Origin of the sequence: Hymenobacter radiodurans, assembly GCF_004355185.1 — a bacterium.
Classification (GTDB): Bacteria; Bacteroidota; Bacteroidia; order Cytophagales; family Hymenobacteraceae; genus Hymenobacter; species Hymenobacter radiodurans.
The window spans coordinates 1103669-1125082 of record NZ_CP037922.1; the positions used below are offsets into that span (position 1 = coordinate 1103669).

At 54.5% G+C, this 21414-nt stretch carries 17 protein-coding genes; 3 read left to right on the forward strand and 14 right to left on the reverse strand.

Features of this window, described 5'->3' with window-relative positions:
- Positions 1-112: 112 nt before the first annotated feature.
- The gene (locus EPD59_RS05910; RefSeq protein ID WP_133271981.1) at positions 113-3664 is read left to right on the forward strand and encodes a hypothetical protein; all 3552 of its coding nucleotides are present in this window, start codon (positions 113-115) and stop codon (positions 3662-3664) included.
- 6 nt (positions 3665-3670) lie between these two features.
- Here EPD59_RS05910 and EPD59_RS05915 read toward each other — a convergent pair whose 3' ends face one another.
- From EPD59_RS05915 to EPD59_RS05945, 7 genes are all read right to left on the reverse strand, one after another.
- Positions 3671-5770, reverse strand: coding sequence for a beta-N-acetylhexosaminidase (locus tag EPD59_RS05915; RefSeq protein ID WP_133271982.1), 2100 nt, complete (start codon positions 5768-5770; stop codon positions 3671-3673).
- Between the two features lie 200 nt (positions 5771-5970).
- Positions 5971-7320 (reverse strand): DUF58 domain-containing protein, encoded by a 1350-nt coding sequence (locus EPD59_RS05920; protein WP_133271983.1) that lies wholly within the window; start codon positions 7318-7320, stop codon positions 5971-5973.
- Between the two features lie 50 nt (positions 7321-7370).
- Positions 7371-8306 carry an AAA family ATPase gene (locus EPD59_RS05925; protein ID WP_240731638.1) on the reverse strand — a complete coding sequence of 312 codons (936 nt, stop codon included), beginning with the start codon at positions 8304-8306 and terminating at the stop codon, positions 7371-7373.
- Between the two features lie 229 nt (positions 8307-8535).
- Positions 8536-9810 carry a DUF4350 domain-containing protein gene (locus EPD59_RS05930; protein ID WP_165963489.1) on the reverse strand — a complete coding sequence of 425 codons (1275 nt, stop codon included), beginning with the start codon at positions 9808-9810 and terminating at the stop codon, positions 8536-8538.
- Positions 9807-10532 (reverse strand): DUF4129 domain-containing protein, encoded by a 726-nt coding sequence (locus tag EPD59_RS05935; protein WP_133271986.1) that lies wholly within the window; start codon positions 10530-10532, stop codon positions 9807-9809. The genes EPD59_RS05930 and EPD59_RS05935 overlap by 4 nt, the downstream gene beginning before the upstream one ends.
- A 53-nt stretch (positions 10533-10585) precedes the next feature.
- A complete protein-coding gene (locus tag EPD59_RS05940; RefSeq protein WP_133271987.1) occupies positions 10586-11596 on the reverse strand; it encodes a hypothetical protein in 1011 nt (336 codons plus the stop codon).
- Between the two features lie 20 nt (positions 11597-11616).
- A complete protein-coding gene (locus tag EPD59_RS05945) occupies positions 11617-12570 on the reverse strand; it encodes a stage II sporulation protein M (RefSeq protein ID WP_133271988.1) in 954 nt (317 codons plus the stop codon).
- A 137-nt stretch (positions 12571-12707) separates the two neighbouring features.
- Between EPD59_RS05945 and EPD59_RS05950 the strand changes: the two genes are divergently transcribed.
- A complete protein-coding gene (locus EPD59_RS05950; protein WP_133271989.1) occupies positions 12708-13445 on the forward strand; it encodes an RDD family protein in 738 nt (245 codons plus the stop codon).
- 178 nt (positions 13446-13623) lie between these two features.
- Here the strand turns inward: EPD59_RS05950 and EPD59_RS05955 are convergent, their stop codons facing one another.
- Positions 13624-15162 (reverse strand): bifunctional GNAT family N-acetyltransferase/carbon-nitrogen hydrolase family protein, encoded by a 1539-nt coding sequence (locus tag EPD59_RS05955; protein ID WP_240731721.1) that lies wholly within the window; start codon positions 15160-15162, stop codon positions 13624-13626.
- Between the two features lie 496 nt (positions 15163-15658).
- Here EPD59_RS05955 and EPD59_RS05960 point away from each other — a divergent pair, with 496 nt between their 5' ends.
- Positions 15659-15907 carry a hypothetical protein gene (locus tag EPD59_RS05960; RefSeq protein ID WP_133271991.1) on the forward strand — a complete coding sequence of 83 codons (249 nt, stop codon included), beginning with the start codon at positions 15659-15661 and terminating at the stop codon, positions 15905-15907.
- A gap of 78 nt (positions 15908-15985) precedes the next feature.
- Here EPD59_RS05960 and EPD59_RS05965 read toward each other — a convergent pair whose 3' ends face one another.
- From EPD59_RS05965 to EPD59_RS05990, 6 genes are all read right to left on the reverse strand, one after another.
- Positions 15986-16642: a 3-oxoacid CoA-transferase subunit B gene (locus tag EPD59_RS05965; RefSeq protein WP_133271992.1), complete on the reverse strand. Its 657-nt coding sequence runs from the start codon at positions 16640-16642 to the stop codon at positions 15986-15988.
- A gap of 25 nt (positions 16643-16667) precedes the next feature.
- Entirely contained in the window at positions 16668-17975 is a 1308-nt protein-coding gene (locus EPD59_RS05970; protein ID WP_133271993.1) for a serine hydrolase domain-containing protein, read from the reverse strand.
- An 84-nt stretch (positions 17976-18059) separates the two neighbouring features.
- Positions 18060-18761: a CoA transferase subunit A gene (locus EPD59_RS05975; RefSeq protein ID WP_133271994.1), complete on the reverse strand. Its 702-nt coding sequence runs from the start codon at positions 18759-18761 to the stop codon at positions 18060-18062.
- A 70-nt stretch (positions 18762-18831) separates the two neighbouring features.
- Positions 18832-19785: a bifunctional riboflavin kinase/FAD synthetase gene (locus EPD59_RS05980; RefSeq protein ID WP_133271995.1), complete on the reverse strand. Its 954-nt coding sequence runs from the start codon at positions 19783-19785 to the stop codon at positions 18832-18834.
- Between the two features lie 11 nt (positions 19786-19796).
- A complete protein-coding gene (gene truB / locus EPD59_RS05985) occupies positions 19797-20627 on the reverse strand; it encodes a tRNA pseudouridine(55) synthase TruB (RefSeq protein ID WP_133271996.1) in 831 nt (276 codons plus the stop codon).
- On the reverse strand, positions 20624-21412 hold the full coding sequence (locus EPD59_RS05990) for an undecaprenyl-diphosphate phosphatase (protein WP_133271997.1): 789 nt from the start codon (positions 21410-21412) through the stop codon (positions 20624-20626). Before EPD59_RS05990 ends, truB begins: the two co-directional genes overlap by 4 nt.
- Between the last annotated feature and the right edge of the window lie 2 nt (positions 21413-21414).

Here is a 21414-nt window from a genome sequence, read left to right on the forward strand (position 1 = left end):
TGTCACGTACCTTTTATCTGCTTGCTTAGCTCTATTCCAGCATAGCGGCACGAATCTCGCGGCTTCGCACGTTGTGAAGCTGAAAAAAGCCCCCGCTTGAAACACACGTAGCATGAGTAGCAGCTTTACGCAAAGTCTTCCGCGTTTCAGCCTGCTGCTCACGTTTTTGCTGTTGGCTCAGATGGTGGCAGCGCAGCAAATAGGTCCGCCTACTACACGCCGGTGCCGTTGGGTGCGCCTGCTGGCTAACCGTGATACGACAGACTTTTCCTTGCCCGATACCCTAACGATTGTTCCGGCGTCGGTAACGGCTAATGGGCGCTCCGTTGGCTACAATCCCAATACCGATCAATACCGGATTATCCGGCCGTCGCGGCGTTTTCCGGCCCCTGATCCTGGTCACCCGGATATCATGTTCCAGCCCACCGGGCCCGATTCAGTGCTGGTCTGTTACCGGGTGCTGCCGTTGCGGTTGGCGGCCCCAGTAGCTCGCCGCCCGCGCACGCTCATCGACAGCGTCAATTTTGCCCCCCGCTCATTCGGTTACAATAATTTTGCGGTGAAAGAGCAGATTCTAGCGACGCCGGGCATCAACAAAACGGGTAGCTTGGCGCGGGGGATTTCCTTTGGTAATACGCAGAACGTATTTGTGAACTCGGCCTTGAATCTGCAATTGGAGGGCAAACTCACCGATCAGATTAACCTCACGGCCGCTATTTCCGACCAGAATGTGCCGTTTCAGCCCGAAGGCAACACCCAGCAGTTACAGGAATTCGACCGCCTTTATATCACCCTTACCCACCCGCGCTGGAGCCTGACAGCCGGTGACGTCGTGCTGCGCAACCGCCCCGATTATTTTCTGCGCTTTTACAAAAACGTGCAGGGCGCCGCTGTGGAGGCAAAGCTGACACAGGGCGTCGGCAAACGCAGCGTAACTACTGCCGCCGCCGGTGTTGCCAAAGGAAAGTTCGCCTCCATGGAATTGCCGCCTCTGGAAAACGTACAGGGGCCATACCGATTGCGCGGCACAAATGGTGAGCAGTTTATCGTGGTTCTGGCTAATTCCGAGCGGGTGTACCTCGACGGCAGGCTGATGACGCGAGGCTTCGATTTCGATTATATCATTGATTACAACCAAGCTGAGGTTACGTTTTCGCCCCAGCACCTTATTACCCGTAACTCACGCATCCGGGTCGATTTTGAGTATTCTGACTTCAATTATGCCCGCTCGCTTTTCGATCTGAATCATTATCAGGAGCTAGGCAAGATGAGCTTGCATCTGAATTACTACCGTGAGTCTGACAATCCGGACAACTCACCTAACCTGATTCTAAACGAAACCGACCGTGAGCTGCTGCGCAACATCGGCGATAACGTGAGCTTGGCTACTACTCCTGGCGCCGACTCAGTTGCCTACGACCGCCGCCAAGTACAGTATCGCCGCGAAGTCCTGACGCTGCCCGGCCAAGAGCCCTTGCCCATCTTTGTGTACAGTACTGACTCCACACGGGGCGTGTACAATGTGCGTTTCACGAATGTAACTCAAGGCGAAGGGGATTACATTCTGAGTACCAGCGCAGATAATATTAACGCAAATGGGCGCGTATTTCAGTACGTAGGAGGGGGGCAGGGTAATTACCGGGCAGAGCGTCGCTTGCCCACGCCTTTGCAAAAGCAGCTCGTGACGGCCGGCGCCAGCTACCGCGTCGATTCGACCACTACTGTATTTATGGACTTAGCTTCCTCGGAGCTGGATTTGAATCGATTCTCGCCGCAGTCAGATCAAGGACGGGCTTTTCGGGTGGGCTACGCGGTGCTTGATAAGCCAGTGAATCTGCCATTATTCAAGCAATACAAGCTGCGCTCTACGCTCGACTATGAATACAGCAGTCGGCAGTTTGCGCCCATCGACCGCTACCGCGATATCGAGTTTGACCGCAACTGGAGCACCGCTAGCACGGTGCAAGGCAATGCTGCTTTTCGGCCCGCCCGCGAGGATAATATCTTTAACTTCTCGGCTGGCTTGGTAAAAAACGAGAAGAATGCATTTTCCTACCGCCTCAGTCGGCGCTACCGGGCCGGCGAGGTGAGCGGTCTACAGCACTGGGTGGATGCAGCTCAGCAAATTGGTGACGTAGAGCTGCGTGGGGGGCTTTTTTTACTGAACTCGGAGGCAGGAGCACGCCAGTCGAACTGGGCGCGAGGTGAGGCAACAGCCCGATTTGTTCGGGGGGCAATTGTGCCGGGCTACGCATATCGTTTCGATAAAAACCGGGTGTCGTTGCCCGATGGCACTTCGCTCACATCGGCCAATTACTTCGATGAGCACTCTGTATTTGTGCAAAGCCGCGACAGCGCCACCACGCGCTTTCGCCTCGACTATACTTACCGCCGCGACCAAGCGCCACTCAATGACGAGCTGCGCACGCGCGGCCGAGCCCAAACGTGGCAAGGAATGTTTGCGAGTCGCTTAGGCAAAAACCAAGATTTATCCGTGCTGCTTACCTACCGCGACCTCGCCGCCCGCGATAGTGCTCGCCAACGCACCGTGCTGGGCAAGCTCGACTGGAATGCTTCTTTCTTCGATAATATGCTGCGCTCGGAGCTAAGCTACAGCGTAGCCACGGGCCGCGAATTGCGCCGCGACTACTCTTTTCTGCCCGTGCCGAATGGGCAGGGAACCCACTTTTACGCGGGCGATGCCAACGCTAACAATCGGCAGGACAAGGAAGAGTTTTTTGAGGCCCAAACACCCGACGCGCAGTATCGCACGCATATCAAGGTATTTCTGCCCACCGATGACTACATCATCGCCTTCACCAACCGCTTCAGCTACCGGCTCACTAGCAGCTTGCCCCGGCAATGGCGCGATCAGCCAGGTATTCGTGGTTTCGCAGCGCGGTTCACCAGCATCAGCACGGTTTCGTTGGATCGGCGCACCACCGAACGCGACCTTAGCTCTCGTCTCAATCCATTTGCCTTTCAAACCGAAGATGAGTTTTTGCTCTCGCTAAATAAGTTGCTACGCAATACACTGTATTTCAATCGATCCAATCCCATTTTCGGGGCTGAGTTCACAGTACAGCAAACCCAGCAAAAGGCGCTGCTCACCCAAGGCACGGACATTCGCAATCTGGCCAGCCAGTCAGTACTGTTGCGGCGGACGCTGGCTCATTCGTTTACGGGCCGCCTTATCACCACGCGCAGTATTCGGGAAAACACGTCGAACTATCTAGAAACCCGCAACTTTCGGGTGCTGCTCTACGAAGTAGCGCCCGAATTGAGCTACCAGCCAAGTCCTGCCTTGCGCTTTACCGGCACCTATCTGCATGCCAATAAGCGCAACACCTTCGCTGGACCTGATGAGAATACGCGCGGCGTTTTCGACGAATTGGGAGTAGAAACGCGCCTGAGTCAAGTGAGTAAGCGCACGCTCACAGCGGCTACACGGTATGTGCGCATTGATTTTGAAGGAAATCAAGCGTCGGTAGTAGCCCTGGAAATTCTGAATGCACTGCGGCCCGGCAACAATCTGACTTGGAACCTGAACGTGGAGCAGCGCCTGAGTAACGGTCTTAACGTTACGGTAGCCTACGACGGCCGCAAGCCTAACGGCCTAAGCGCCGTGCATACGGGCCGCATGCAAGTATCCGTGCTGTTTTAGAATAGCTTATTTGCTCTCAATCAACTTTCGGACACTGGCTACTATAGCCAACTCCGCCTGCCCGGCCGGCGCTTTCGCCACGTCGAGTTGCTTGAGGGCGGCGGTTTGCCAGGCGATGGGGGGCTTTTCGCCCTTCTCCATTTGCCGCAGCCGCTCCAGCGCCAGGGCCGAAATGCTGCTGAGTTGGGCCGAAAGTGGCGCATACTCCTGCAGGCTGGGCTGAGCAAGAAGCAACGGGCGCACGAGCGCATCGTTTAGCTGCCATTGGCGTAGCGGCGTCGTGACGGCCACGGCGGCTACTTTAGCTTCGGGAGTGAGAGCAGTGGATGTCTGGGGGGCATTTTGGCGCAGTCGCAGCAGATTTTCAACCGCTACGCCAAACTCACGCGCCGCATCCGATTCGGCGGGCGCGGCATCTACCAACCGATTTAAAGGCGTCAGGGTTGTGTACTTCATACCCTGAAAGTGCCGCTTATATTCCTTCACCGGCTCCAATACGCTGGCCAGGGTGCGCAGCGGAGCTACCTCTTGGCCAGCAGCCAACTGCGTCAGCAGTTTCTCCGGCGCACGCCGATGCTGCAGCCCCAATGTTTCGAGCAGGGCAGAAATGCCCCCCAGTCGGCGGTACATATCCGGCACGTCCTTCACGGTAGCCGGTGACCAAAGCCGTTCGGCAATAGCCGCCGCGCGTGGCCAGATGCGACTATCGACAATAACCGAATCGGCAAACTCCGCCCACATCGTAGCCTCCCCACCCAGGATGCGCTGCTTTTCTACGGCGGTTAGCGGTGCATCGGCAGGCAACGGGTCGTTGAGGTAATGCGAGGCGGCGCTGTAGTTTAAGTCGATGTAATAGCCATTAGAGAGGATAGTGGTGTGACCGGCTTTCGCGGCCTCATATAGGCCTTTACGGCCGCGCCAGCTTTGAATAACGGCGTTGGGGGGCAAACCGGGCCCAAGGATTTCGTCCCACCCCACCATCTTCTTGCCACGTGCTGTTACCATCTGCAGAATACGACGATTGAAATAGGTTTGCAGGGCATGTTTGTCAGGTTGGCCTTTCGCGGTCATGAAACCTTTTTCCTTCATAAACTCTACGATGCGCGGATTGCGCCGCCACTGCCGCCCGTCGTTTTCATCGCCACCAATGTGGAAATATGGGTCAGGAAACAGCGTCGTCATTTCCCCAATTAAGGTGTCGAGAAGCTGATAGGTCGTTTCTCGGGTCGGATCCATAGCGATGTTGAGCACTCCCCAGCGTTGTGCCACACCATATATGGAGTCGTTGCTGGCCAGCACCGGGTAGGCGGCCAGCCAGCTAGTCGCATGACCGGGCATATCAAACTCCGGAATAATCCGAATGCCGCGGGCCGCAGCGTAGCGTAGCACATCGCGCACCTGTGCCTGGGTGTAGTATTGCCCTTCACTTCCTACTTCATGAAGCTGGGGCAATGTCTTGCTCTCTACCCGAAAGCCCTGATCATCCGACAAATGCCAGTGCAAAACGTTGAGCTTCACCGCCGCCATACCATCCAAATTGCGCTTAATAACGGCTACCGGCATAAAGTGGCGGGCCGCGTCAATAAGCAAGCCCCGCCAAACGAATCGGGGCTGATCGGTGATATCTACTTCGGGGAAATAAAAATTCTTCTTCTCTTTGGTCAGCAGTTGGCGCAAGGTTTCTAGCCCCCGCAAAGCCCCTAAGCTGGTGGGCGCATCCAGCGCAATTCCCGCCGGTGTCACCCGCAGACTATACCGTTCCTCATCGCCGGCCTCCACGCGTCCCGCCCGCCCGTAGCGTATGGTAAGATCGGCAGCTCCGGAAGTTGTAAACTCGGAAGTTAGGCGCTTGCCGTCGGTTTGCTGAATCAACCAGTTGCTCAAACGCTGCGCGGCGGCGAGCACGGCAGAGTCGGGAGCGGCCGGGGCATTGAGTTGGGTGCGCCAGGTATTTTTCAGAGCAAAACGACTCGTGCCCCATTTTACTTGGGCTGGCACCGGCAGTAAGTTGCGCGTTTGCGTCGAAGGCTGGGCGAAGCCGCTATAACTGCAAAACAGGAAGAAACAGATGAGAAAAGCGGAAGGCAAATAGAAGGGACGAGGCATACCAAAGCTGGAGCGGATGTGCGCTAAAAATACCAGGTTATTTCGTCCCGCCCCATCAAGCTCCGACTTTAGACCAGCACAGACACATGTATTCGCGCCTGCCTCACTGCTGAATTTGTTGTTGGCGCGCGGCTCCTGTCGTCCAACGGTTAGAAGTAAGGTTGAGCCTTTATCTAAAACACGACAGGAGGTAAAGATTTCTAAATCAGCCCGCGCGCTTTAAATTCTAGGTAGCGGTTTAATGTATTCACCGTTAATTGGTCGGGCGGGGTAAGGAGAGCGTGAATCCCGTAGCGCTGCAACTCGCGTACAATCTGACGTTTTTCTTGGGCGAATTTTTCCGCAATAGTTTGGTTATAGACGTCTTCCGTAGTGGCGGCAGGCGTGTCGAGAAACTGCCGAAGCTCAGTGTTTTCGAAGAAAATGACCAGTAGCAAATGGTCTTTGGCCAAGCGCCGCAGGTAGGGCAACTGCCGCTGCAAGCCGCTGAGTGTTTCAAAATTGGTAAACAGCAGAAGCAAGCTACGCTGCCGGATGCGGGTTTTGATATTAGTATACAGCAGCTCGAAATCTGTTTCTAAATACTTCGTGCGCTGCTTATATAGTACCTCTAGTAACTTCAATAAATGCCCCCCACGGCGGTCGGCGGGCACAATAGCGCCCATGCTATCGGAGAAAGTGACGAGGCCCGCTTTGTCGTGCTTGAGCATAGCAATATTGCTCACCACTAGCGTAGCGTTGATGGCATAATCGAGCAGGCTCAGGCCGTCAAATGGCATGCGCATCACCCGACCTTTATCGATCAGGCAATACACCTGCTGAGCGCGCTCATCCTGAAAGTGGTTGACTACCAGCGTATCGGCACCGCCGCTCGCTCGCCGGGCGGAAGCCTTCCAGTTGATGCTGCGCGGATCGTCGCCGGGCACGTAGGGGCGTATTTGTTCAAACTCCAAGCTGTGGCCCACGCGTCGAATACGCTTGACGCCTACTTCGCTGAGCCGATTGCTCAGGGCCAGCAACTCGTACTGCCGCATCTGCAAAAACGACGGATATACCGGTACCACCTGGTCTTGCCCATACCGAAACCGCCGCCGAACCAACCCCACTGGCGAAGCTGCAAACACATTGACGGCGCCGAAATGATATTCGCCGCGCTTTACTGGCCGCAACTGGTAGCGAATGACCTGCGTTTCGCCCGATTGAAGCTTCAACTGAAACAGCACGTCGCGGCGCTGAAACTGATGCGGAATTTCATCGATCACCTCTGTGCGGATGGTGAAGCGGTAATGATTTTCGAGATAGATGGCTACTTCGTTATCGCTGCCGTTGGCCAGCTTACTACCAATTACCCGCCGCCCAAATACGTGCCCGGCGCCCGAAGTGCCCGGCGCATATAGTAACAAACCATCTAGCAGCATCAGGGCCGTAAGGATGGCCAATACTGCTTGGGTTGGAAGTAGTAGCACTGGCAGGAAAAACGCTACGACAAACCCGGTCACGGTAAGTGCGAGGGCTAGAAAGAAGCGCCGGGTGAGGAAAAGCGTTTTCAACTAAGTAGGGTTGTCCAAAAGTTTGCCTGATAAATCTAAGCCTTCTGCATTTACCGTGGTACTTCAATCTGCTGCATAATCTGTTTCACAACTTCATCCGGGGTGCCGCCTTCCATCTCGCGCTCGGGGGTGAGTTGAATCCGATGGCGCAAAACAGGAGCTGCCAGAAACTGTACATCCTCGGGCGTTACGAAGTCGCGGCCACGCAGGGCGGCTAAGGCTTTAGCGCCGTTGAGCAGGGCCAGCGAAGCGCGAGGCGAAGCACCCAGGTAGAGGGCTTTGTGCGCGCGGGTCTGACCGACAAGGCGAGCAATATAGTCGAGAAGCTTCGGCTCTACATGCTGCTGCCGAACCTGCTGGCGCAGCTGCGCAATATCGGTGGCGGAAAGAACTGGCTGAACCGCTTCCAATGGTGTGCCACCAAACCCGGCATGATGCCCCTGCAGAATGGCTACTTCCTGCTCCAGATTAGGATAGCCAACACTTATCTTAAATAGAAAACGGTCGAGTTGGGCTTCCGGCAGACGATAAGTGCCTTCTTGCTCAATCGGGTTTTGAGTGGCTAACACCAGAAACGGCTCCTGCATGGGGTAGGTCACGCCGTCTTGGGTGATGTGATGCTCTTCCATTACCTCAAATAATGCCGCCTGCGTCTTAGCTGGGGCACGATTGATTTCGTCGATGAGCACAATGCTGGCGAAAATGGGACCAGGACGAAATTCGAATTCAGCCTTATTGGGGCGGAAAACGGAAGTGCCCAGCACATCTGAAGGCATCAGATCGGGCGTAAACTGCAGGCGGCTGAAAGGCACATCGAGGGTGCGGGCCAGTAGCTTGGCGGTGAGCGTTTTGGCTACACCAGGCATGCCTTCCAGCAGAACATGGCCATCGGCCAGTAAGGCAGTGAGCAGCAACTCTACCACCGCCTCTTGCCCCACGATAACCTTACCCAACTCCCGGCGAACAGCCTCAGCGCTGCTGCTCAAATGACTGAAGTCGCTGCGGGGGTAAATACTGGGTTTGGCTCAACCGCTGGGAGGGTAGTGGGGGGCAAATTTTCTGCTGGAGCCGAAGCGGCACTAGAGGTCGGGGAGAACGATTCTGATTCCATGAAAGGATTTGGGAAGAATATGTAGCGGCTAAGCTTTTAACACGATAAGCTCCTGCGCGATTAGATGGTTATATACCTCGATTTGTTGGTAACTCACAACATAACTACCGGCTCATGCGCCGAAACTCGCTAATGGCATGACTCAGTTGAAGTAACTGATGATCTGATACTTGTGGCGCGGTCCGAGTAAAGTTAATCAGGCGCAGTAGCTTGTCGACAGCCTCGCGCGTCACCCCGGACTTATGAGCTAGTCGTTCCCTGAAATGCTCGTCGTTGAGGTCTAGCTCGGGCTCGTGAAAGCGGGTGCGCAGGTATTCCAAAAACAAGTTTATCTTCTTGTCTGCCAGTTGGGTGTGGTCGTTTCCCTGACGGTAAAGCGCCGCTACCGTGTGAGTGAAAAGCAGCGTCGTATTGGGCAAAGGCTTGAGGATGGGAATAATGCGTTGGCGGCGCTTGGCCTCAAAAAAGATAAATAACAAACTACCAATACACGTCAGGTAAAAGGCCGCGCGCAACGCCGGATAGCGGAGCAGCACCCCTAGTAAGGATTTGCCCCCTAAGCGGCCCTGCTTCTGATATTCGTCCCACCAGGCCGGTCGCTCGGCGGGCAGATGGGAGAGGCTAGCAAAGGCGAAATCGCTGGTTTGAGGGCTAAGTACAAAGACGTTGGTAAACGCAATGGGTACCGAACACAGGTAAAAATGCCCCCCACCGTGCGCAACGCGTACCAGGACCGGGCGCCGCCGCTCATCACTAGCCAGCACGGTTGCTCCGGGCGGCAGACTATCGGTTACGAACCGCGTAGCCGCCAAGGTAGCAGGGTAGCGAAACCGACGAAGTGGTGCTAAGCCCGGCGTTTGAAAGCGCAACGTCACGGAGTCGGGCCGAACGGCAATAGAGTCAGATTGGCTGTCTGTCCTGAAGTGTGGGCGAAAGCTGAGAGCTTCGGCCGTGTCGAAGTGCAGGGTGTCGCGTAAGTCGCGGTCAAATTCCTCGGCCGCAATAAAGACATCATTGCCCTGAGCCACAAAGCGCAGCAGCGCGTGCGCATCCAATGAATCGAGGCGAAAAGTAGGTTGAATGAACACGTAGGAAGCTGCTGCCCTTCTGGCATTTGCCTTCCCCGAATTCCTTTTAGATTGTTTTGCTTGCCAAGCAGTTAGCTGGTTAAATATGGGTTCTCGCACCGTCTGCACGGAGTCGCGTAGTAGGTCGGGCAATAAGTCATAGAGGGCGTAGGTGCCGTAAGGAATCTTGTCGCGGTTAATGAACGTCTGGGTACGGTCTGCTGGCTTTGGCCGGTAATAATCGACGGCTATGTATATGCCAAACAGAACTAGAAGTCCCAGCAGATACAGTTGAAATTGACGATTTTTCATCGGGCGACAGTCTGAGGTACTTTCGTAATCAGGCCTACCTGGGCGGCGCGCACCTCGGCGTACTGGGCCGGGCTCAACTCCCATTCCCCATACCATGCGTACTCAAACTGCCTGGCCACTGTAATAAAAGCGGGCCGTAAGGCGTTGGGGGGCATTTCTGCGATGTAATCTGCGTTGGTTTTCTCCGGTCGCCAGTCAAGCAAGCCACGGTCGGTGAGTTGCTTCAATACACTCAGAAAACCCAGGCGCACTGCTAGGCGGTAGTTACCCGATTCTTCAGCGGCCGCCAACCGGGCCATGAAGTCGGGAGCGTAGATATCATCGGCCTCCGCAGTGTAGGAAAGGGTAGCCCGACGGGGTGCCCGACCAAATGCGCCCGTAAGATCGACCTGCAACAGACGTAGCACAATGAACACAAACGCTGCTAAAAAGCCGCCGTAGATGATATAGCGCCAGCCGTTTTTATAAGCAGGTGTTTGGTACCAATTGCTTATCCAACGCAGAAAGCGCCGCCATAGCGATTGGCTGGTATCGACAACGGGTGCTTCTTCCTCATACTGTAGCTCACGCTGCTGTCGTAGTGCTTGCAGGCGCGCCTGAGCCGGCCGCCGTACCTGCACACCATTAACAGCGGAATCTACTGGCTGAAGGGCGCGCGGGGTTGCCAGTAGTGGCCGCAGCACCAACAGACTCAACAGCAAAAAGATAGCCCGAAGCGACAAGGAGCAGAAGTAAAATAATGGCGCTGAAAATCAGTGAAATTTGCCCCCCAGCATTAGTATTCGCCCTCTTCTTCGGCGCGGTAACGTGCGGCGGCCACAGGCTGATCTGCCACGGCCGGTTGCCCAATGCGGCCCACCAGTCTATGTAGCCCTTCGCCCTCTTTGCGCTCTACCAAGTTGAAATACTGAAAAGCAATAGCCAGAAATAGCAACGGGTAAAGCATCATCAGGGCCATTGAACTCACCGTGTTTACGGCCACCACGAGCAGAGCATTGGGGGATGCAGCGTCCGGTGTGATAATAGACGTTATGTTGAGGAACGATTGGGGAATGAAAAATACGATAGCCATCATTCCAATAATCAAGAGCATGACCATAATCAGCCCAAACGTAGACCACCACTTACCCCATACAAGGTAGAAGCACCGGCGCAACGTGGCAAAAAAACCGAGCTCCTCTCGCACCCAAATAATGTGAAACAGGCTTAAGCTAAACATTACATAGAATGTAGCTATGTAGGCTACAGGCAAAAGCAACCCCGCCATCGACCCCAATACGGATAATAATCCGAATACCCCTAGAATCGGCAAAGTCGCGGCTATCATCACTACCGCCAGGCCAAGCGTAGCGAGCAGTGTACCAAAGAATCGGCGGCGCACGAGCGCCCATACATCTGCCACTTCGATGTCAGCAGCTGAATCAGCTTTCGACAAGGTAAGCGTCATGTAGCCGTAAGTAGTCAGAATAAGCAGCATGAAAGTTAAAAGGCTACCTAAAATAGCCAATACATACTCCGGGCTACCTATAAAGTCTACTAGTGGGGCCATAGACGCGTTCCCAGTTTTAGCAGCAGTTTTTACCTGCTGCATATACAGCTGCAAGCGTGATTGCATCAGTCCTGCCCCTATGCCACTTAGCAACGCCGCAGGCAGCACGATATACAGCATGCACTTGCCAAAGGGGCGAAAATGGGCTCGAACGAAGTCAAAAGATGCTTCGATTTTTTGGCCGAAATCGCGCTCTTTCAGGAAGTCGGCTGGTTGAGTAAAGGCAAGACGAGGCATAATAGAAAAAGATAACAGAGTCAGATAACGCGGTCGGTACGCCGGTGTAGCCACCACGGATAGACCACGAAGTAGCCCAGAATAAAGGTTAAGGAACCTCCAATGATGAGCAGGCTTAGCGCCAGTGGCATCTCGGTATGACGGGTCACGAAGCTTTCCAAAAAGCCGGCCACTACAAAAATCGGGACCAGGCCCAGGGCTAGCTTCAGGCCGTCGCGGGCACCCCGCCGGAAGGAATCAGCGCGCGAGTAGGTGCCCGGAAACAACAGGCTGTTGCCCATCACAAAGCCCGCCCCACCAGCCAGCACAATGGCCGAGATTTCCAGGGTGCCGTGAATCCAGATGGTCAGCACCGACTGTGCGCCTACGCCCTGGGCAAAAAAGAAATACTGGAAAGCGCCCAGCATTACACCATTCGTGAACAGCGACCAGGCCGTACCGAAGGAAAGGAGCGCGCCCATGGCAAAAGTGCGTAAGGCCACGAAAATGTTATTGCCTGTAATCATCAAAAACATCTCGGTTTGGCCCATACTCTTGTACACGGCCATCGGGTCGCCCCGGCGGATGTTGTTGAGGGTCTGGTTCACGTACTGGTCACCCAGGATCAGGCGCACAAACGTGTCGTCATAAGCTGCCGACAAAGTCCCGATGGCCGCCGACAGGCAAAAGAAAGCTAGGGCCCATAGTAGCGGCCGATGCGAGCGAGCCACTAGCAAGGGTAACTCAAGTCGCCAAAACCGCCCAAAACGGCCGGTATTCTCCTTTTTGTTTTTGTATAACGCTTGGTGTAGCTTGCCCGTCAGCTCATTCAGGTACTGCGTGGTCGTGGAGTCGGGGTAGAAAGTACGCGCGTACGATAGATCGTCGGTGAGTTCTACAAAGCGCGCCGCCAGCTCATCCGGATCGGTGGTGGGCTGACTGGTATAGCGTTGCCACTTCTGGGTATTTTGCCGCAAAAAAACCGCTTCACGCATACTGGTTAAAGGGCAGCTAAAGAGAAAGTAAGAATAGTTGGAAGCGGCAACACGCGGCGGCGGGCACTCTGGCAAATATATTGATTATCATCAGCGGGCCGTACGGACGGTGCCTGTTGTTTTGCACTTTTTTTAGCATGCGCACCATTCAGGTTCAAACCCCCCAGAACGTCACCGTCGAGTATGAAATCGGGGGCATTGGCGACCGCATCTTGGCGGCCCTCATCGATTACCTTGTCCTCTTCGTTTGGGGAGTAGTGTGCTTTGGGGTCGGAGCAGTGTTGCTGAGGACAGCATCAATCTCAAAAGCTGGAAATAGCTTAACGGTATTCTTAATTGCTTTTCTGGTCGGGATTCCATGGGTGTTTTATCACCTGCTCAGCGAAATATTCCTGAATGGCCAAAGCATCGGTAAGCGTGCCCGCGACCTAAAAGTTATTCGCCTTGATGGCACCCAGCCTGGCCTGGGTGACTATTTCTTGCGCTGGCTCCTGCGCCTGATTGATATCAGCCTGATGTCGGGCGCGGTGGCGGTTATCACCATTCTGATTAATGGTAAAGGCCAACGCCTCGGCGACCTGGCGGCTGGCACTACCGTCGTGCGCGTTAAAGCCAGTACACGGCTGGATGAAACCATCATGCTGCCCGATGCTAACTATCAGGTAGTATTTCCGCAGGCGGCTAGTCTCACTCCCGAAGATATTACGCTTATTCGGCAGCTCTTTCAGCAAGGCATGCAGCGTCAGAACTATCTGCTAATTAATGAAGTAGCCAATAAAGTAAAGAGCATAGCGGGAATCAGAACCGATTTACAGGATGAGCCTTTCCTACGCACCGTGCTCCGCGACTACGCCCACCTGCTAAATCAGGTATAAGCTGGCTGGGGGGCTTTTTAGCAAACCACCTGACGTCATCAAGCACCTGGCGAAAGAGGGAATGATTTAGGTTAATTATCATAACTGTTACCAGCCAGATACACTTGGTATATATCCTAGTAAAAAAGCCCCCAGAGACGTTTCTGGGGGGGCTTTTTTGCTAGGATGTCAGCAGAAGCTAGCCGGCTGCAATAGCTCTGCGCTTGCTCGTACGGGGTGCGCGCTCTTCGCCTTGGCTAAGCAATTCGTCATCGCGCTCGGCTTTTTTCACCACCCAGCTTACTGAATACAAATCCTTGCGACGGTCGCGGAGGTTACGCACGGCGCCGCTGCTGTTCAGGTCTTTGAGCAAGTCGAGGTCGAGGTCAGCAATGAGGGTCATCTCGGTGTTTGGCGTTGCCTCGGCCACAATGGCATCATGAGGGAAGGCAAAGTCGGAGGGACTAAACACGGCCGATTGCGAATACTGAATATCCATGTTCTCAACGCGGGGCAAGTTGCCCACGGAGCCTGTAATGGCTACATAGCACTCATTTTCGATGGCACGCGCCTGCGAACAGAGCCGCACCCGCTGATAAGCATTCTTGGTATCGGTCCAGAAAGGCACAAATAGGATTTTCATGCCCTCATCGGAAAGCATGCGAGCCAGTTCGGGAAATTCTACGTCGTAGCAAACGAGGATGCCAATTTTGCCAAAGTCAGTATCGAAGCACTTTAGCTTATCGCCGCCACGCATACCCCAATAGCTGGCTTCGTCGGGTGTTACGTGGAGCTTATACTGCTCGTCCATGGTGCCATCGCGGCGACAGAGGAAAGCCACGTTGTACAGCTTGCCATCTTCGTACACGGGCATGGATCCAGCCACGATATTGATGTTGTAGCTTACTGCCAGCTCCATCATCTTAGCTTTGATGGGCTCCGTAAATGCTGCCATAGCCCGAATGGCCACTGAAGGAGAATCTTCGTTGGTAAGCGCCATCAGCGGAGCGTTGAAAAACTCCGGAAACATCACGCAGTCCGACTTATAGCCGCTAACTGTATCTACGAAGAACTCAATTTGCTGCAACAGGTCTTCTAGGCTACGAGTAGCGCGCATTTGCCACTGTACAATACCAATGCGGACGTTACTTTTCTGGTTACCAATAAGCTTTTCCTCTTCCTCGTAGTACACATTCAGCCACTCCAACAACGTTGCAAAGGCTTTCGACTCAGAATCGTAGGGCAAGTAGCCACGAATGATTTTGCGCACGTGAAACTCATTGGAGAGCTGGAAAGTCAGGATTGGGTCGGTGATTTCCTTGTTGCGCACCATCTCCACGTATTTAGCCGGGGTCATTTGGTCGGCGTAGGCTGCGTAGCCCGGAATTCGCCCCCCAGCCACCATGGCGCGAAGATTCAGGTTTTCGCACAGTTCCTTGCGAGCATCGTAGAGACGACGCCCCAGGCGTAGAGAGCGATACTCAGGATCAACGAATACATCGACACCATAAAGCGTATCGCCATCAGGATTGTGGGTGTCGAACTTACCGTTGCCCGTTATCTTGGCGTAAGTATGCCGGTCGCCGAAGTCGCTGTATTGCACGATGATAGCCAACGCCGCTGCCACTAAGGTGCCATTGTCTTCAATACCAATCTGCCCCTCCGGAAATTTGCGAATCAGCGCCGCATACTCATCCGACGACCAGGAGCCCTCCATGTTGGAGTACACCTTATCCATTATGCCTTTCACCGCTTTAAAGTCGGAGCGGCGTAAGGTGCGGAGTACTAGCTTGTGCGCTGGGATAGCCGTGGGCGTAAGCAACTCCGGAATTGGCAGTGCTGGTTTGTCTGTTATTTTTTTGGCGTGGCTGCCACCGGTGCCGGTTTTGCCATTTGAACTGGTTGCCATAGGTAGTATGTGATATTGTAAACGAAATCGAAAGAAAAGGCCATTATCCAAGCAGCAGTGAGCTGCTAACAGACGACTTTACGGGTAGGGTACTCCGCATCGGGGCTTAAGGTTTGTACAAGGCTGTATTCAGCACCTGAATGGCCGCCGCCTTGCCCCGTCTCCGCCTGCAAGAAAACTGCTTCTAAGGCTGACTACCCCAGATGGAAAAGCGCATACTCGCCTAATAGGCCCTACACAAGATAAGCACTTGGCCGTGGCAGATAACTACTAGGGTATAAGATTCGTTTCTGGTAGTACAAATTCACCCTTAGCCTTTAGTCCCATGAATGCTGCGCGCCTTTTTCTGCTCCTTGCTGTTGCCTCCGTTGGGGCGTGTACCTCCGATCCGGCTGCTTCAGATGCCCCTACCACTACGGCTGATATGACTCCTCCGGATCCTTCAGCTGCTACTGATACGTCAGCTGTTGCTGAGCGAGTTGACTCAGCTGGCCCCGTGCGCCCCATCCCCAAGAATGTACCGTCTACGGAGTATTCAGCGCCAGCTACCAAAACCACAACAACAGGCAATTAGCATCAGTTGCCGTTCGGTGTACACGAGAGAAGCGGGCCATATAACCCGCTTCTTGCAACACATTCAGAGAGAAAGTAGCTACAACTGCATTTCAGGTACGTCGCCCTCAGGAACTACTAGCTTGCCGGCTGTTGCGGCCTTAATCTGCTCTACAGTTACGCCAGGTGCCCGCTCACGCAGCACAAAGCCATCGGGTGTGATGTCAATGACGGCTAGTTCTGTCACAATCTTTTTCACGCAGCGCAGGCCGGTAATGGGCAGCGTACAATCGGTGAGGAGCTTGCTGCTGCCGTCGCGGGCTACATGCTGCATGGCCACGATGATGTTTTTGGCCGAGGCCACCAGATCCATAGCACCCCCCATTCCTTTCACCATTTTGCCCGGAATCTTCCAGTTGGCAATGTCGCCGCGCTCGGATACTTCCATTGCTCCCAGGATGGTCAGATCGACGTGCTCGCCCCGAATCATACCGAAACTATCGGCTGAGCTGAAAAGGCTGGAGCCGGGTAGCGTGGTTACGGTTTGCTTGCCCGCGTTGATAAGGTCAGGGTCAACTTCGGCCTCTGTGGGGAAGGGCCCCATCCCCAACAGGCCGTTTTCAGATTGTAGTTCGACGTTGATTCCGGCCGGAATATAATTGGCGACCAGCGTCGGAATACCAATGCCTAAGTTGACGTAGGAACCATCGCGCACTTCCTGGGCGATACGTTTGGCGATACCGTGTTTGTCTAACATAATGGATGTGGGAGGAGAGGGCGGATTAGTTAGCGGAACCAGAAGCGGCTGGCGGCCCAGCAACTGCCTGCCGGACTTGCAGCTTGTATTTGCCGGCCAAGTCGCGGGCAGTAGTGTTTGGGTATTTTTGGGTATAAAGCAAGGCCACAATCTTTAGCTTGGGGTCAACCCAGTACGTAGTCCCAAAAATGCCCCCCCATTCATAAGAACCCTCAGACAGGCCGGATACTTCCGTGGTTTTGGGGGTAGTAATGCTGAAGCCCAGCCCAAATTTGTTCTGACCCTGCTCAATGGCTCCTATTTGATTACTGGTCATGAGGCGCACGGTGGCTGGTTTTAGGTAGCGTCGGCCGTTATATTCACCCTCGTTGAGAAGCATTTGTAAGAAAGCGGCGTAATCATCGATGGTTGAGGACAGACCTGCCCCGCCCGAGAAATACTTGCCGGCTTCTTTGGGGTAGTCGGGATTCATGCCGTACAGGCCGGTTTGCTTTACCGTGGCTTTCGCGGCATCCTCGGTGTAAAGCGCCGCCAGGCGGCTCTGCTTGTCGGCGGGTAGGTAAAAATAAGTATCGCGCATACCCAGCGGCTCAAATAGCCGCGTGCGCAGGTACTGATCAAGGGTTTGCTTACTGAGCACCTCAATGAGGTAGCCTAATACATCTACGCTCAAGCCATACGTGAATCGCTCGCCTGGCTGGTGCATCAGCGGAAGGGCACCTAGAGCGTTCATAGAGGTAGCTAGCGTACCATTTGGCGTACCAATACCGCTCGGAATGCGGGCTTTCGCGTAAATAGCCTTCGCTTCCTTCGAGCCGATAACGGGATAACTGATGCCCGAAGTGTGCGTCAGGAGCTGGCGGATGGTAACCTCTGATTTGGCTGGTACAGTGGTGTAGCTGGAGTCTTTTTCGTTAAAACTAGCCAGCACCTTAGGGTTTCGAAACGCTGGTAGGTATTTAGAAATAGGGTCGTCGAGCTGGAATTTGCCTTCATCGTAGAGTAGCATCAGCCCGACGCTGGTGATGGCCTTGGTTTGGGAAGCAATCCGGAAAATGGCGTCGGGCTTGAGGGGCGTTTTGGCCCCCGTATCATCAAAGCCAAAAGCTTTACGGTAGATGATTTTCCCATCGCGGGCAATCAGGGCAATAGCACCGGGCACGCGGTTATCGGCCGTGTATTCCTCCAGCAAGCGGTCGATGCCCGGTAGGGGGGCTAAGCTGGTAGTAAGAGTTCGCGGCTTGGTAGACTTCTGTTTCGGCGACGTGGCCGTTTGGGCGTAGGTGTGGCTGCCAAAAGCCAGCGTAAGGAAAAGAAGAACCGTGTTTTTCATAGCTAGCGTAGAGGCTTCTGCAGTTTGCGGAGGTGAGGCGGCTTCATACTGGACTCAGGCGTCGGCGTAGAGCAAGCCCAGACTTTAGCTGACGGTCCGTACAGTCCGTTGCTCAATACGCTTCTCGTAGTTTTTGCCCTCAAATATGCGCTGCACGAAGATGCCGGGCGTATGAATCTGGTTTGGGTCCAGCTCGCCGGCCGGCACGAGTTCCTCTACTTCGGCCACGGTAATTTTGCCGGCCGTTGCCATCATCGGATTGAAATTGCGGGCCGTGCCTTTATAGATAAGGTTGCCGGCCGTGTCGCCGCGCCAAGCTTTTACAAATGCATAGTCGGCGGTGAGGCCAGTCTCGAGCAGATACATCTTGCTTTTAAATTCCCGACTTTCCTTTCCTTCGCCTACCTCGGTGCCATAGCCTGCGGGCGTGTAAAACGCCGGAATGCCTGCCCCACCGGCCCGAATGCGCTCAGCCAGCGTGCCCTGCGGAATGAGCTCTACTTCTAACTCACCGGATAATAATTGCCGCTCAAACTCCGCATTCTCCCCCACATAGCTCGATATCATCTTGCGCACCTGCTTGGTTTGCAGTAGAAGCCCAATACCAAAATCGTCGACGCCGGCATTGTTACTGATACAGGTCAGTTCTTTTACTCCGAGGCGCAGCAGCTCCTGAATAGCATTCTCGGGAATGCCGCATAGGCCGAAGCCGCCGAGCATGAGCGTCATGCCGTCGGTGATGCCGTGCAGGGCCGCCTGGGCGTCGGCTACAACTTTGTTTATCATATCAGGTGGGTGGGGTAGTTGGGAGCGGGAAGTTAAAAGGATAATAGGTTTCGCGGAAGCAGACTACAAATTAGCCCCCCACTAAGTGCTGTCGAGCCGCATCGGCGTCCTTGGCCAATTGCGCCTTCAGCTCATCCAAACCCGTAAATTTCTGCTCATCACGCAGGCGGGCTATCAGCTGTATGGTCAGCGGCTGGGCGTATAAGTCGCCCGAGAAATCCAGCAGATGTACTTCAATGGTCTGCGCTAAATTGCCCCCCACGGTAGGGCGCACCCCGATATTGAGCATGCCCTGCTCTACATCGCCGGCGGCAGTGGTAGCCATTACGGCGTACACACCCTGAGCCGGCACCAGCTTAGAGTCCTCTGCCAGCTCCAGATTGGCGGTAGGAAAACCGATAGTGCGGCCGAGCTGCTTACCGCGTACAACAGTGCCAGTCAGGGAGTAAGAGTAACCGAGGTGGCGGTTGGCGGTGGCAATGTCGCCGCTAAGCAGGGCGCGGCGGATACGAGTGCTGCTTACCCCAACCGCGTCCACGTCTTCGCGCGGAATCTCTTCTACTTCCAGCCCGTAGCGGGCGGCGTTTTTGCTGAGGTATTCAAAGCCTCCTTCGCGGTTTTTGCCAAACCGGTGGTCATAACCAATCACCAGCTTTTTAGCGCCTACGGTGCGCAAGAGGAGTTGCTGAATGTATTCCTCGGAGGTCAATTGTGCGAATTCGCGGGTAAAGGGCACAATGAGCAGGTAATCAACGCCAAAGTGTTCGAGGCGCTCAATTCGCTCATCCAGAGTGGAAAGCAATTGCAAGTCGAGCGGCTCGGGGTGCGTGGGCGGCGGGTCCAGCACTAGGCGCGGGTGAGGCCAGTAGGTAATGACCACGGCGGGGCCGCCACTTTGCCGAGCCACTTCCAGCAGCCGGTGCAGAATTTTCTGGTGCCCTACGTGTACGCCATCGAAGGTACCGCTCGTTACGACGGCTTGACCTAGAAACGGGAAGTGCGCCGGGTCACGAAAAACTTGCATCTGCTGGATGGCTAAATGGCGGTAGAACTATTCCTGGGGGCTTTTTCGGCGTCGGTGGCAGAAGCTGCCGCAACGGTAGAAGCGTCGTAGTACGCTAAACCCTGACGCACTGGCCGACGTCGTTCGCCGGCCGGGCGCGTTGGCTTGGCTGGGTCAGCTTCGGGCCGCGGGGGCCGCAGTGCCTCAAGATCGGCTATGGTGAGAGCGTCCGATAAGGCGTACTCTCCAATGCGAGTGCGGGCGAGCTGAGTAAGATGCGCGCCACAACCAAGTGCTGCCCCAAAATCGCGGGCGAGGCTGCGGATGTAAGTGCCTTTGGAGCACACCACCCGAAACTGCACGTTGGGCAAGTCTATGCTCGTGAGCTCAAACGCGGTAATGGTAATCTGTTTGCTCTTGATTTCGGCAGTATCGCCGCGGCGAGCTACTTCGTAGGCCCGCTCACCGTTGATTTTTACGGCCGAGAATAGCGGTGGCGTCTGCTCAATAAGACCGATGAAAGGCGCAGTAGCAGCTTGCAGATCATCTTCAGTGAGGTGAGCGTAGGGAAGCTCCGCATCGACGGGCGTTTCGAGATCGAAGCTGGGTGTGGTCTGGCCAAGGCGAAAGGTACCAGTATATTCTTTCTCCTGCGCCTGAATGGTATCGATATCCTTGGTTTTCTTGCCGGTGCACAAAATAAGCAAGCCCGTCGCCAACGGATCGAGCGTGCCCGCATGCCCGATTTTCTTGATGCGCAGCATGTTTTTCACCTTGCGCACCACGTCAAACGACGTCCAAGTAAGCGGCTTATCCAGCAACAGAACCTCGCCGGCTTCAAAGTCAAACTCTTTCTGCTTCATATCAATTGCAGATCAATACCCAACCCTATCATTATCAGAATAATAACGCCGATGCCAATGCGATAGATGCCGAAAGACCGGAAACCAAAGCGCGAAACGAAGTTTACAAACGAATTGACCGCCAATAGCGCTACCACAAACGCCACCACGTTGCCAAAGGCCAGTACTTGCAAATCGCCGGGCTGGAGCGGGGTGATTTTGTAAGCTTTATAGAGTTGATACGCAGTAATAACAAACATGGTAGGCACCGCCAGCAGAAACGAAAAGTCGGCAGCGGACCGGCGGTCGAAGCCCTGGCTAAGACCACCCACAATGGTGGCCGCCGAGCGCGACACGCCCGGAATAAGGGCGATGCACTGAAACAACCCTATTTTAAACGCCTGCTTGAGGTTTGGCGTCGTCACTTGCTTACGCTCTCCACTGAACCACTGATCAACAAACAGTAGAATAATGCCCCCCAGAACCAGGGAAATGGCTACTACCGTCACGCTTTTCAATAATTCGGTGATTACGTCTTTCAGCACGAAGCCCAGAATGCCAAATGGAATGAAGGCAACGGCCAGCTTGAGATAAAAATCGAAGCTCTGCAAAAAGCGGCGCCAGTACAGCGCAACCACCGACAGAATAGCCCCAAACTGAATGGAGGTAATGTATACTTCCGTAAATGGAGCCTGCCCGATACCGAGCAGATTGGCCACAATAATCATGTGGCCGGTGCTTGATACCGGTAAAAACTCCGTCAGACCCTCCACAATAGCGAGGATCAGCGCATGCCAATAATTCATCT